This window comes from Sphingomonas sp. IC-11 (genome assembly GCF_021043365.1).
Taxonomy (GTDB): domain Bacteria; phylum Pseudomonadota; class Alphaproteobacteria; order Sphingomonadales; family Sphingomonadaceae; genus Sphingomonas.
This window is the reverse complement of record NZ_JAJNDU010000007.1, coordinates 1-13481: the sequence shown is the minus strand read 5'-3', so window position 1 is coordinate 13481 and position 13481 is coordinate 1. Positions and strand designations below refer to the sequence as shown.

Here is a 13481-nt window from a genome sequence, read left to right as displayed (position 1 = left end):
TCCGAACAATGATCGAGTAGCGATGCGCGTCCTTGGACTTGCCAAATATGGAACCCGGGCGGCCAGCACGCGCCAGCGGTTGCTGCAATATGCGCCCCACCTCGCCCGGCACGGGGTGGAGCTGGAAATCCGTCCGCTGCTTGATGACGATTATGTCGCCCGCCTCGCGCGGGGTGAGCCGCAGCGGCGCGGGGATGTGGCGCGTGGCTATGCCCGCCGCCTTGCCGATCTGTTCGCCGCGCGCCGGTTCGACGTGCTGTGGGTGCAATATGAGGCATTCCCCTATCTGCCCGGCATCGCGGAACGCGCGCTGGGACTGACGGGGACGCCGATCGTCTACGATATCGATGATGCGATCTTTCACATGTACGATCAGCATCGCGTGCCGCTGGTACGGCGGGTGCTGGGCAACAAGCTGGCGCCGCTGCTGCGCCAGGCGTCGGCGTGCCTGTGCGGCAACGCCTATCTTCAGGCCTATGTCGGGCAATATTGCTCCAACAGCCTGATCGTGCCGACCGTCGTCGATACCGATGCCTATCAGCCGTCGTGGCGGATCAGCCCCGATGCCCCGCCCCGCGCGACGCCGGTTGTCGGCTGGATCGGATCGCCATCGACCTGGGGCTATGTCGAACCGATGCTGCCAGTGCTGCTGCCGGTATTGGCGCGGCACGGGGCCACGCTGCGCGTCGTGGGGGCTGGCCCGCGTGCCCGTGGCATTGCCGGTATCGAGGCGGTCGAATGGGCCGAGGATCGCGAGATCAGCGATATCCAGGCGATGGATATCGGCATCATGCCCTTGCCCGACGAACCATGGGCGCGCGGCAAATGCGGGTATAAACTGATCCAGTACATGGCGTGCGGCCTGCCGGTCATCGCCTCGCCCGTCGGGGTGAATGCGCAGATCGTTTCGCACGGCGTGGACGGCTTTCTCGCCACGGACACGGCAGGCTGGGCGCAGGCGCTCGAACGGTTGCTGACCGACCCTGCCCTTCGCCACGATTTCGGCCGCCATGCGCATGAGGTGGCGGAACAACGCTATTCGCTGCGCTCGCAACAGGATCGCGTCCTGTCCGTGTTGCGAGCAGCAGCCGGGAAACGCCCTTCATGACTGACCATGCCATGACCGCGCCGGGCGAAGGCGCCGTGCGATCGATCGCGATGCTGACGAGCGGCGCGGCGACCCTCGCCAATTTTCGCGGACCATTGATCCGCGAATTCGTGTCACGCGGGATCACCGTCTATGCGCTGGCGCCCGATCATGATGCGGATACCCGCGCCGCGATGGAGCAATTGGGCGCGATCCCGGTCGATGTATCGCTGGAACGCACCGGCATGCATCCGCTGCGCGACCTGCGCGACATGTTCGGCCTGGTCCGCACCTTCCGCCGGCTGAAGCCCGATGCGGTGTTCGGTTATTTCATCAAGCCGGTCACCTACGGCACGATCGCCGCCCGCCTCGCCGGCGTGCAGCGCCGGTTCGCGATGGTGGCGGGGCTTGGCTATGTCTTCACGCCGGGGGCCGGGCCGGACACGCTGAAACGGCGCGTGCTGCGCGGGGTCGCCTCGTCGCTATACTGGCTGGCCTTTCGCCTGTGCCGGGTCGTGTTCGTGCAGAACGAGGACGATCGCAGCTTCTTCATCGACAATGGCATCGCGCCGGCCGGCCGGATCGAACTGCTCGCCGGATCGGGGGTGGATTTCGATCGCCTGTCGCCCGCGCCCGCGGTCACGGCGCCGGTCACGTTTCTGTTGATGGCCCGGCTGCTGCGGGAAAAGGGGATTGCCGAATTCGTCGAGGCCGCGCGCCTGCTGCGGGCGGATTATCCCGATGCGCGGTTCGTCCTCTTGGGCGGGTGGGATCCCAATCCCGGTGGTTTCACGCTGGAGGAAGTGCGCGCCTGGGTCGATGACGGGTTGATCGAGTGGCCGGGCCACCAGAATGATGTACGCCCGATTATCGCGCAATCCAGCGTGTTCGTCCTGCCATCCTATCGCGAAGGAAAACCGCGAAGCACGCAGGAGGCGATGGCCATGGCTCGCCCGATCGTCACCACCGATGCGCCGGGGTGCCGCGATACGGTGGTGGAGGGCTATAATGGCTTCCTCGTGCCCGCTCGCGATCCCGTGCCGCTGGCGCAGGCCATGAAACGCTTCCTCGATCAGCCCGAACTGATCGAGCCGATGGGCGCGGCCAGCCGTCAGCTGGCGGAGGAGCGGTTCGATGTGCGGCGGATCAATGCCCATATGCTGCGCGCCATGGGCATTACCGGCTGATCCGGGGGAGTTGAGGCTGACGTCAGGCAGCTGCCTTTACGTTGGCCATCGGCTGTTCACGCAGCCACGCCTGGAACATCAGGATGCACCACAGCCGTGTATCCAGCTGCACCTCGCCACTCAGGAACCGCCGCCAGATATCGGCCACGATCACCGGATCAAGATAGCCTTCCTCGCGCATCCGGCGCGGGTCGATCAGATCCTCCACCCAAGGGCGGAGCGGCCCGGCCAGCCATTGCCCGATCGGAATAGCGAAACCGGATTTGGGCCGGTCGATCAGATCACGCGGGACGTAACGATCCAGGATTTCACGCAGGATCATCTTGCCCCGGCCGTCGCGGATCTTGGCCTCGATCGGCACCTGCCAGGCGAATTCGACCAGGCGATGATCCAGCAACGGGACGCGCCCTTCCAGGCTGGACGCCATGCCCGCCCGGTCAACCTTCACCAGAATGTCGTCGACCATATAGGTGGTCATGTCGAGGAACATCATCGTGTTCCGGAAATCGTCGAACGCCGGCGGTTCGCTCAGGACGATGCGGCTGTCCGCGCCCAGCACCACCGGCTCTTCCTGCCATTGGGAAATAAGGCGGGTGTAAAAATCCATCGGGGATGCCGCCCCCACCACAGCCCCCACCTTGGGCAGGCGCGCGGCGAGCCCGGCGATCCGCTGACCCGGAATCATGGCCGAAACCTTTTCCGCCACGCTGCCAACCGTCTTGTGCGACAGGGCCTGGGCGGCAAGCTGGCGCAATCCGCCCGGCATCGCCTGCACCCGGTTCCAGATGCCCGCCCCGGTCACGTGCCGGTTATATCCGCCGAACAATTCGTCGCCTCCGTCGCCGGAAAGCGCCACGGTCACATGCTGGCTGGCCAGCCGGCTGACCAGAAATGTCGGGATCTGCGATGAATCCGCGAACGGCTCGTCCCAGATGTGCGGCAAGGCCGGCAACAGATCGCGGGCCTCGTCCATGCCGACATAGAATTCGGTATGCTGCGTGCCCAGATGCGTGGCGACAGCCTTTGCGTGATGTGCCTCGTTGAACGCGGGATCGTGGAATCCAATCGAGAAGGTCCGCACCGGCGTTGCGCTGCGCGATTGCATCAATCCGGCGACCAGCGAGGAATCGATCCCGCCCGACAGAAACGCGCCCAGCGGCACGTCGGCTTCCATCCGCAATCCCACCGCGTCCGCCAGCAGCGCCTCCAGCTCGTTCGCCAGTTCCGGCCCGTTCTGCCGCGGCGATGCCACCCCCGCGCGAGCGACCTCGGCAATATCCCAATACGGCCGCGCCACCATCTGCGTGATGTCGTTCCGCGCGATCGTCATCCAATGCGCCGCGGGCAGTTTTCGAATGCCTTGCCAGATCGATGCCGGCGCCGGAACATAGCCAAGCCGCATGAACGCGGCCAATGCCTGCCGGTCGATCCGAGGGCGGAACGCAGGGTGCTCGACCAGCGCCTTCAGTTCCGATCCGAACAGCAACGTGCCATCGTGCACGCCATAATATAGCGGCTTTTCCCCCATCCGGTCGCGCGCTAGGATCAGCGATCGGTCGGCCTTGTCCCACAAGGCGAAGGCGAACATGCCGTTCAACCGCTGCAGTGTCGCCTCGACACCCCAATGATCGAACCCTGCCAGCATCACCTCGGTATCGGAATGGCCCCGCCATTCGGGGGCCGCACCGGCTTCTTCCAGGGCGGTGCGCAACGCCCCGTGATTGTAGATCTCACCGTTGTAGATCAGCACGTATCGGCCGCTAACCGACTGCATCGGCTGATGGCCGCCCGGCGACAGATCCAGGATCGCCAAACGGCGATGTCCCAGGGCTATGCCGTTCTCTGTATCGGTCCAGCTGCCTTCGTCATCGGGCCCGCGGTGCTGTATCACCCCGGTCATCGCCCGGATTGTGGCGGCAAGGTCGATGCTGTTTCCTGTAACGAAACCGGCAATGCCGCACATCTGGTCTGTTCCTAAAGCTGTTACCGACGGCATTAGGGAGCGGTCTGTAGGATCGCAATGAAGCCATCGCTGGTTCAGTCCGAAACCACGCTACACGGAACAAGAAATGACCTCTGCGGCACGCCGCCAGCTTCTGTTGATGTTCACGGCCTTGCCATTGGTCGCTTTCCCCGCCTGTCGGGGCGCGCAGGCTGCCGAACCCCTTCCCGCGCCCGCGCTGCGGCGACGAGGTGATGCCGGTGATACGCCAGCGATCGCCCGTGCACTGGCCACAGGGCAGCCGGTGCATCTGCCTGGTGGTGGCGGCTCCGGCCCCGGCGGCGTGTATCTGGTCGACATGCTCAATCTGCCCGAGGGCGCCACCATTTCCGGTGACGGAGACACAACAGTTGTGCGCAGCACAGGTCGCAGGGTGCCCAACGTCTTTCGCGTCGACGGCTCACGCGTGACCACCCGCGGCATCACGTTGCGCGACATGGTCATCGAGGGCCATGTCCTGAATGGCGGGTTTGTTGAGCATCACAATCTGGTCAATCTGTCAGGCGTCAGCGACTGCCTGATCGAAAACGTGACATTCCGTGGCTTCGCCGGCGATGGCCTGTATCTCGGTGCGGAACGTGAGGGGATCGAACGTGTGCCGCGGCAGAATGCCCGCATCACCGTGCGCGGCTGCGTTTTCGACGGGATCAACAACGACAACCGCAACGGCATCTCCGTCATCGGGGGAAGCGATATCGTTGTCGACCGCTGCCGTTTCGTGCGGTGCACCAGGCCCGACATGCCTGGCCCGGTGGATTTTGAGGCGGACGGCTTTGCCTTCTACGTGTTCGAACGGATTTCGGTCACCAACTGCGTCTTCGAAGGGTGCGGCGGCAATGTCGGCCAAGTCAGCCTGATCACGCCGGAACAGGTACGCCGCCTGCCGCGCGGGGTGACCATTTCGGGCAACCGCTTCTCGCGCTATCGCGGCAGTGGCAGCGACGTGGCGATCATCGTCCATCGTCGCCCCACACCGTCGACACCGTCCATGGAAGTAGTAATCGAAAACAACATGGGCAGCGACGGCCGGGCGGGCGTGCGGCTATATTCGGGCAAGGGCATCATTGTCCGGAACAACCACTGGCAGCGATATCTGGGGCAAAGCTTCATCGGCTATACTGGACACACCGATGGATGTCTTGATGTCCGGATATCCGACCACTTCGAAGAATGCGGCACGGTCGATGGTACGGCGCTGGGGATATACAATGCCGGAAGTGTAACGATCTCGGCCAGCCGGTTCACGCGATGCGGCAATGGAAAGCCCGGCACATCCTGCATTCTCCTAGCCCCTGGCCGATCCGATGGTATCACATTAGCGAACAATGACTTTCGGGATAATCTAACGGCAGTTGCGCCCATTCGCCGTAATCCGGAGCATGTTCTGCTGCGTCGGCCCGATATACGATCGAACAATCTTGCTCGATCGGGGTCAATCCTCGCTCCCTGATACCGTACGGTTTTCTGTTGGATGCCTGCCGGGCATCGGTTAGGCGACGGCCCGTCGTCATCTCCTAAAGGCAGCAACTTGCATCAACCATCCTGGCTTGCGGCTGATGAGGCCGTCCGCGACGTGCTTCGCCAAAATTCTGCTTCCTGGGTCGTGACGGGAGCAGCGGGTTTCATTGGTTCCAATCTGGTCGAAACGCTGCTGGCGAATGGCCAGCATGTCCGCGGCCTCGACAATTTCGCGACAGGACATCGGCACAATCTCGATGAAGTGCGCGCCAATGTGGGTGAGGAAAATTGGCGACGATTCGACTTCGTCGAGGCGGATATCCGGGATCGGGCGGCATGTGCCGCAATCGTGGCCGATGCCGATCACGTCCTGCATCAGGCCGCCTTGGGCTCCGTCCCCCGCTCCCTGGCAGATCCGCTGACCACGAACGAAGTGAATATCTCGGGCTTCCTGAACATGCTCGATGCAGCGCGACGCGCGGGCGTGCGCAGCTTCACCTATGCAGCATCCAGTTCGACCTATGGCGACGAACCGCACCTGCCCAAGATCGAGGATCGCATCGGCAATCCGCTGTCGCCTTATGCCGTGACCAAAGCGGTCAACGAACAATATGCCAGCGTCTATACGCGCGCTTATGATTTCCGCGCGACGGGGCTGCGCTATTTCAATGTCTTTGGTCGGCGCCAGGATCCGAACGGCGCCTATGCCGCAGTGATCCCGAAATGGATCGCAGCCATGCTTAAGGGCGATGCGGTCCAGATCAACGGCGATGGCGAGACGAGCCGCGATTTCTGCTACATCGACAATGTCGTTCAGGCGAATATCCGCGCTGCCCTGGCAGCACAGGATGCCCGCGGACAAATCTATAATGTCGCGCTTGGCGATCGCAATTCGCTCAACGACCTGTTTCGCCTGCTCCAGTCCATTCTGGCCGAAAATGGCAAGGATCATACGGGCGCGCCGGTGTACGGCCCCGAACGGCCCGGCGACGTTCGCCATTCGCAGGCGGATATCTCCAAGGCACGTCGCCTGCTTGGATACGCCCCCACCCACACGCTGGGCGACGGCCTGCGTGAGGCGATGGGCTGGTACATTCGCCATCATAGCTGAAATAAAAGGGTGATCATGCGTAACGACGAGAAGATCGCGGTGATCGGGCTTGGCTATGTCGGCCTGCCAGTCGCTGTCGCCTTGGCCGAGGCATTCGAGGATGTCGTCGGCTTCGACGTATCCGAACGGCGCGTCGCTGCGCTTCAGGCCGGTTCGGACTGGACGCATGAGATCGACGATGAACGGCTTGCCGCCAGCGGGCTGCGGATCAGCGGCGATGCCGAGAATCTGCGGGGCTGCTCCTTCTATATCGTCACCGTTCCCACGCCGATTGACGATGCGCTGCAGCCTGATTTGTCGCCGGTGGAGTCCGCCTGTCGCCAACTCGGCGAGGTCATCTCGCCTGGCTGCGCGATCGTCTTTGAATCGACCGTTTATCCTGGTGTGACCGAAGACGTGTGCGGGCCGCTGATCGAACAGGTATCCGGCTTGAAGCGCGGCGTGGATTTCTGGCTCGGCTATTCCCCTGAGCGCATCAATCCGGGCGACAAGGAACACCGCTTGGAGACGATCACCAAGATTATCGCGGCGGAAGACGAGAAGACGCTTGCGCGCCTGCGCACCGTTTATGGCAGCATCGTACAGGCCGGCCTGCACGAAGCACCGTCGATCAAGGTCGCAGAAGCCGCCAAGGTGCTCGAAAACACTCAGCGCGATCTGAACATCGCCCTGATGAACGAACTTGCCCTGATCCTTGACCGGATGAATGTGCGCACCCGCGATGTGCTGGATGCGGCGGGCACGAAATGGAATTTCCTCAAATTCTCGCCCGGTCTGGTCGGTGGACACTGCATTGGGGTCGATCCTTATTATCTGACCCATGCCAGCGAGAAGATGGGATATCATCCCGAAGTCATTCTTGCCGGTCGCCGGGTAAACAATGGCATGGGAGCGTTCATCGCTTCCAAGGCGCTGACGCTGGTGGACAAGGCACCCGCGACGGTGCGCATCGGCGTGCTCGGCCTCACCTTCAAGGAAGACGTGCCGGATCTGCGCAATTCCAAGGTTCCGGATATCATCACCGCGCTTCACGGCGCGGGCGCAACCGTTTTCGTGCATGATCCAATGGCCGATGCCGCAGAGGCAAAGCACGAATATGGCCTTGATCTCAGCAACCCCGGAGAGTGGCACGACATCGACGTACTGGTCTTTGCGGTTCCCCATGGGTCGTTGAAGGAAAAGGCTCAGGAACTCATCGCCGAGCTTCGGCCTGCACTTGTCATGGACGTGCGGTCATTCCTCGCGCCTTCATCTGTTCCGGTCGGAATTTCCTACTGGTCGCTTTGACAAATGCTGCGCGTCACGGTGAGACAGGGCTTATGACAGACGAGATGGCACCCGCTGCTCTTACGGCTATCAGCCCCGTCCAGCTCATCCGCCCGAAGCGCCATGGCGATGCCCGTGGCTGGTTCACCGAGGTCTATTCCGAGCCCGTATTTGCCGCGCTTGGCATCACCTGCCGGTTCGTGCAGGACAATCACTCGCTGTCCGTCCCTGCCTTCACGCTTCGCGGCCTGCATTTCCAGACCCCGCCGCGCGGGCAGGACAAGCTGGTGCGCTGCATCCGCGGGCGGATCTGGGACGTGGCGGTGGACGTGCGGCGCGGCTCGCCAACCTATGGCCAGTGGGTGGGCGCGGAGCTCAGCGCCGAGAACGGGCATCAGCTGTTCATCCCGATCGGCTTTGCGCACGGCTTCGTGACGCTCGAAGCCGATTGCGAAGTGACCTACAAATGCTCGGACACCTATGCGCCCGAGACGGATGGCGGGATCCGCTGGGACTCCGTGGGCATTGACTGGCCGATCCCTGCCGGCGTGATGCCCGAGCTGTCGGAGAAAGATCGGAAGCTGCCCGGTCTCGATGAGTTCGACAGCCCCTTCCCCTATGACGGCAACCCGCTGACCCCGCTCGCCTGAAGGATCATCCAGACATGCGTATCTTCGTCACCGGCGGGGCCGGTTTCATCGGCTCGGCCCTCGTTCGGCACCTCATCGAGAACACCGATTACGAGGTGCTCAATTTCGACAAGCTGACCTATGCCGGCACGCTGTCGACGGTCGAGCGGGTAGCGAACAGCAACCGCTATCGCTTCGTGCAGGGCGACATCTGCGACGCCGACGCGGTCCGCGCCGCCATCGCCGAGTTCAAGCCGGACGTGATCACCCACCTCGCCGCGGAAAGCCATGTCGACCGCTCGATCGATGGCCCTGGCGCGTTCATCCAGACCAATGTCGTCGGCACCTATACGATGCTGGCCGAGGCGCGCAGCTATTGGCAGGGCCTGGAGGGCGACGCCAAGGCGCGGTTCCGCTTCCACCACATCTCGACCGACGAGGTGTACGGCTCGCTGGGTGAGGAGGGCCTGTTCACCGAGGATACGCCCTATGACCCGCGCTCGCCTTATTCCGCGAGCAAGGCGGGTAGCGACCATCTGGTCAGCGCCTGGGGCCACACCTTTGGCCTGCCGGTGCTGATCACCAATTGCTCGAACAATTACGGCCCCTATCACTTCCCCGAGAAGCTGGTGCCGCTGATGATCGCCAAGGCATTGGATGGTGAGCCACTGCCGGTTTACGGCAAGGGCGATCAGGTGCGCGACTGGCTGTTCGTCGAAGATCACGTCCGCGCGCTGCAGGCGGTGTTCGAGCGTGGACAGCTTGGCCGAACCTACAATGTCGGCGGGTTCAACGAGAAGCAGAACATCGAGGTCGTCCACACGATCTGCGGCATCCTCGATCGCCTGCGCCCGCGCGCCGATGGCAAGCCCTATGCGGAGCAGATCACCTCGGTCGCCGACCGTCCGGGGCATGACAAGCGCTATGCGATCGATGCGACGCGGATCGAGCAGGAGCTCGGCTGGCGGCCGCAGGAAACGTTCGAGACCGGGATCGAGAAGACGGTGCGCTGGTATCTCGACAACGAGGCCTGGTGGCGCCCGATCGTCGAAAAGGGCGCGGCGCAGCGGCGTGGGGTGGCGGCGTGATCCTGTCTAGCCGTATGATTGTCGACACGGCGACATGCCAATGAGCCGCGCGATCCTTGTCACCGGCGGGAACGGCCAGCTCGGCACCGAGCTGCAGCGTTGCGCCTGGCCGGCGGGCTATGAAGTGGTCGCGATCGACGTCGCCGATCTCGACCTCACCGATACCGCCGCGATCGCCGCCAAGGTGGCGGAACGCCCATGGGCCGCGGTGATCAACGGCGCGGCCTATACCGCGGTCGACAAGGCGGAGAGCGACGTCGTCACCGCCTGGGCGGTCAACGCCATGGCCCCGGCCGCGTTCGGCGAGGCCTGCGCCAAGGCAGGTATCCCGCTGGTGCAGGTGTCGACTGATTACGTCTTTGCCGGCGACAAACAGGGCGCGTGGGAGGTCGACGATCCCGTCGCGCCGCTCGGCGTCTATGGCGCCTCGAAGCTGGGCGGCGAGCTGGCAGTGCGCACCTCAGGTGCGCGGCATGTCATCGTGCGCACGGCCTGGGTCGTCTCGGCGCATGGCAACAATTTCGTGAAGACGATGCTTCGCGTCGGCGCCGAGCGCGACACGCTGACGGTGGTCGAGGACCAGCATGGCACGCCGACCAGCGCGGCGGATCTGGCCAAGGCGCTGGCGACGATCACCGTCCGGCTGGTCGAAGACGAGGCCGCGCCGACCGGCACGTTCCACTTCTCCAATGCCGGGCCCACCACCTGGGCGGGCTTCGCGCGCGAGATCTTTGCGCAGAGCGCTGCCCGCGGCGGGGCATCGGCCGCGTTGAAGGGCATCCCCACCAGCGACTATCCGACGCCTGCCAGGCGCCCGGCCAATTCGCTGCTCAGCCATGCCGCGATCGCCGCGGCTTACGGCATCCAGCCGCGTCCGTGGCAGGACGCACTCAGCGATATCCTCGACGAACTGATCGGAGCCACCAAGGCATGAAGGGCATCATTCTCGCGGGCGGTTCGGGCACGCGGCTTCACCCGGCGACGCTGGCGGTGAACAAGCAGCTGCTGCCGGTCTATGACAAGCCGATGATCTATTACCCGCTGTCGGTGCTGATGCTCGCCGGCATTCGCGACGTGCTGATCATCTCCAGCCCGGAATATCTCGACAATTACAAGCGCTTGTTCGCCGATGGCTCGGCGTTCGGCCTGCAGATGTCCTATGCCGAGCAGCCCAGTCCTGACGGCCTGGCGCAGGCGTTCACGATCGGCGCGGACTTCATCGGTGATGACAACGTCGCGCTGGTACTGGGCGACAACATCTTCTTCGGCGCGCATCTGACTGACCTGCTGGCGAGCGCGGTCAACCGCACCCATGGCGCGACGGTGTTCAGCTACCGCGTCGAGGATCCGGAGCGCTATGGCGTGGTGGAGCTGGCCGAGGACGGCCGTGCGCTCAGCCTCGAGGAAAAGCCCGCACAGCCCAAGTCGAACTGCGCGGTTACCGGCTTGTATTTCTACGACAATCGCGTCGTGGAATACGCCCGCAACCTGAAGCCCTCCGCGCGCGGCGAGCTGGAAATCACTGACCTCAACCGCCTCTACATGGAAGCCGGCGACCTCTACGTCGAGCAGATGGGCCGCGGCTATGCCTGGCTCGATACCGGCACCCACGACAGCCTGCTCGAGGCCAGCGAGTTCGTTCGTACGCTCCAGCACCGCCAAGGCATCCAGATCGCGTGTCTGGAGGAAATCGCTTATCTTCAGGGGTGGATCAGCAAGGACGAAGCCCGCGCAGCCGGCGAGAAGTTCAAGAAGACCAATTACGGCCGCGCGATCCTGAATGCCGTCGAGGGCCACTGATCGCTGAAGCCGGCCTTATCAGCGACTTAGGGCGCGAGGCCCCTGCCCTCGCGCCGTCTACTTCATGGATCGGCCGGCTCTACGCATATGCAACTTCGCGCGTCCGCGGTCGTTGAATAGAGGAGCGGCCAGCAAGTCGGCGACAAGCTTGCGGCGCTTGATGTTGGCGTGTTTTTTTCAGGATGGGAGACAGCGCCTGGGGGTCGACAGGAGACGACCCAATGTACGGCACTTCACGCAGGCCACCTCTCTACGGCCTCATCATCGCGTTGCCGCCATCACTGGCGTTATGGGCGGCGATACTCATTCTTCTGCTTGACTAAAAGCTACCCGCAGCCGCGCCTTGTTTATCAATGACCGTAGCGCTTGATGCCCTGGCGACGCAGTTTCTGGCGACGACGCTTTTCCCAGGACCAGGCGCCTAACGGCAAGCCGATAACCACCACCAGGATGATAAGCCCGTAGGCGATAACTTCGCGGTCCATTACTCAATCATACCTTTCACCATCCACGCCACCATTGTTTCATGGTTCATTGTGGATCACTCTCCAATCGGGCTTTCCCCGTACTTGCGTAAGACATCGTTGAACGCTTCCGCCATCAACGCCTGCAAACTGCGGTCCTGACGCCGGGCGAGCATGTGCATGGCAAAGCTCATCTCCGGCGTGAAAAAACCGGCGATCTGCTTGCGGCCGACCCGGCTTTCCGGGCGTGGTGTGGCGGGCGCTTTTGGCCTGTCTTCGGCCTCGTCCGATACAGCTGCGGCCTGTTGGCGGGGAAGATCGGCCAGCGGCGTTTTGGGCGCTGGGGCGGCGGTGCGCAGATTGGCGAAGCTCGGCTTGCGGCTCATCAGACGGCCTTTCGAAAACGCGGTGCCGGCATGTCTAGCTGTCGACATGTCCATTTGTATAGATCACGGATCTCGGCCGCGGCGCGGCCCTCGGGTTCCAACTCGGTCACGGTGCGCCCTTCGGCACTGGCATGGCGATAAGCGGCGCGATCGGGGAGGATCACGGGGGCTGGCGGCGTGCCGTAGCTGTCAACCAGCTCGCCTGCCTCGGCATAGACGCGGGCTGCGTTCGGAGGCCCCGCGGTGAAGACGACGAAGGCGGGCTTGCGCAGCAGTTGCACGAGCTTCGCCGTGGTCTGGATCGCGGCGAGATCGAAGGCGCTCGGGCGGCACGGGATCAGCACGAGATCGGCGACCTCGACCGCGGCACGCGCGGCGCTGTCGGCATGGGGCGGCGTATCGATGACGATGAGCTCGGCCCCCTGCCCTTCCGCCGCGGCGACCTTGGCGGCGAGCCGCGGCGGGGGGCTGTCGATCACCTCGGGCGGCTGATCCTGGCGCCAGGCGGCCCATTGGCTGGCGGTCGCTTGCGGATCGGTATCGATGATGAGCGCGACGCGCCCCGCCTCCTGCGCGATCGCGGCGAGGTGAAGCGCCAGCGTCGTCTTCCCCGCCCCGCCCTTCTGGCTGATGATCGCGATTGTCGGCATGGCGACGCTGCTACATGTCGACATGATGGCTTGTCGAGAAGCATTTTGGCCGGTGCCAGCGGTTTGGCCGCATCCCGTGGCGAGCGAGGCCGTGACGACCGTGCGATGCGAAACCCGGTTGTTCATCCCCTCCCCTGGCGCGCGCGTGGGGCGGCGGTTCGGGAGCAGGCAAGGCGCATGGTCTGGCGGGATGTCGGGTGTCGGGTGTCGGGTGTCGGGTGTCGGGTGTCGGGTGTCGGGTGTCGGGTGTCGGGTGTCGGGCAGGGACTATCCTGCCTGTCGATGTGTCGACAGGCCGACAAGTAGATGTCCGCTATCCCGCTGTCCCGCCCAGAAGTGGACCGGCAGGAAGC

At 63.8% G+C, this 13481-nt stretch carries 13 protein-coding genes; 9 read left to right on the top strand and 4 right to left on the bottom strand.

The window, feature by feature from the left end:
- The first annotated feature begins 22 nt into the window (after positions 1-22).
- Together LQ954_RS15570 and LQ954_RS15565 are read left to right on the top strand one after the other, a co-directional pair.
- Complete coding sequence (locus tag LQ954_RS15570) at positions 23-1108, top strand: glycosyltransferase family 4 protein (protein ID WP_231023972.1); 1086 nt, start codon at positions 23-25, stop codon at positions 1106-1108.
- Entirely contained in the window at positions 1105-2274 is a 1170-nt protein-coding gene (locus LQ954_RS15565) for a glycosyltransferase family 4 protein (RefSeq protein ID WP_231023970.1), read from the top strand. The genes LQ954_RS15570 and LQ954_RS15565 overlap by 4 nt, the downstream gene beginning before the upstream one ends.
- 22 nt (positions 2275-2296) lie before the next feature.
- Here LQ954_RS15565 and asnB read toward each other — a convergent pair whose 3' ends face one another.
- Positions 2297-4237: an asparagine synthase (glutamine-hydrolyzing) gene (asnB, locus tag LQ954_RS15560; RefSeq protein ID WP_227772972.1), complete on the bottom strand. Its 1941-nt coding sequence runs from the start codon at positions 4235-4237 to the stop codon at positions 2297-2299.
- 106 nt (positions 4238-4343) lie between these two features.
- On the opposite strand from asnB, the gene LQ954_RS15555 reads away from it, so the two are divergent.
- The 7 genes from LQ954_RS15555 (at position 4344) to rfbA (ending at position 11628) form a co-directional block, all read left to right on the top strand.
- The gene (locus LQ954_RS15555) at positions 4344-5726 is read left to right on the top strand and encodes a right-handed parallel beta-helix repeat-containing protein (RefSeq protein WP_231023968.1); all 1383 of its coding nucleotides are present in this window, start codon (positions 4344-4346) and stop codon (positions 5724-5726) included.
- A gap of 78 nt (positions 5727-5804) precedes the next feature.
- Positions 5805-6845, top strand: a complete 1041-nt coding sequence (locus LQ954_RS15550; RefSeq protein ID WP_269142359.1) for an SDR family oxidoreductase — start codon at positions 5805-5807, stop codon at positions 6843-6845.
- A 15-nt stretch (positions 6846-6860) separates the two neighbouring features.
- On the top strand, positions 6861-8132 hold the full coding sequence (locus LQ954_RS15545; RefSeq protein WP_231023967.1) for a nucleotide sugar dehydrogenase: 1272 nt from the start codon (positions 6861-6863) through the stop codon (positions 8130-8132).
- 32 nt (positions 8133-8164) lie between these two features.
- Positions 8165-8761: a dTDP-4-dehydrorhamnose 3,5-epimerase gene (gene rfbC / locus LQ954_RS15540; protein ID WP_231023966.1), complete on the top strand. Its 597-nt coding sequence runs from the start codon at positions 8165-8167 to the stop codon at positions 8759-8761.
- A gap of 14 nt (positions 8762-8775) precedes the next feature.
- Complete coding sequence (gene rfbB, locus LQ954_RS15535) at positions 8776-9828, top strand: dTDP-glucose 4,6-dehydratase (protein ID WP_231023965.1); 1053 nt, start codon at positions 8776-8778, stop codon at positions 9826-9828.
- Positions 9829-9868: 40 nt separating this feature from the next.
- Complete coding sequence (gene rfbD / locus LQ954_RS15530; protein WP_231023964.1) at positions 9869-10762, top strand: dTDP-4-dehydrorhamnose reductase; 894 nt, start codon at positions 9869-9871, stop codon at positions 10760-10762.
- Complete coding sequence (gene rfbA, locus LQ954_RS15525) at positions 10759-11628, top strand: glucose-1-phosphate thymidylyltransferase RfbA (RefSeq protein WP_231023963.1); 870 nt, start codon at positions 10759-10761, stop codon at positions 11626-11628. The genes rfbD and rfbA overlap by 4 nt, the downstream gene beginning before the upstream one ends.
- 350 nt (positions 11629-11978) lie before the next feature.
- On the opposite strand, the gene LQ954_RS16175 is transcribed toward rfbA, so the two are convergent.
- The 3 genes from LQ954_RS16175 to parA are packed head-to-tail and all read right to left on the bottom strand — an operon-like array spanning position 11979 to position 13128.
- Entirely contained in the window at positions 11979-12113 is a 135-nt protein-coding gene (locus tag LQ954_RS16175; protein ID WP_265334295.1) for a hypothetical protein, read from the bottom strand.
- Positions 12114-12169: 56 nt separating this feature from the next.
- Positions 12170-12478 carry a ribbon-helix-helix domain-containing protein gene (locus tag LQ954_RS15520; protein ID WP_125946482.1) on the bottom strand — a complete coding sequence of 103 codons (309 nt, stop codon included), beginning with the start codon at positions 12476-12478 and terminating at the stop codon, positions 12170-12172.
- A complete protein-coding gene (parA, locus tag LQ954_RS15515) occupies positions 12478-13128 on the bottom strand; it encodes a ParA family partition ATPase (RefSeq protein ID WP_125946483.1) in 651 nt (216 codons plus the stop codon). The genes LQ954_RS15520 and parA overlap by 1 nt, the downstream gene beginning before the upstream one ends.
- Positions 13129-13481 lie beyond the last annotated feature (353 nt).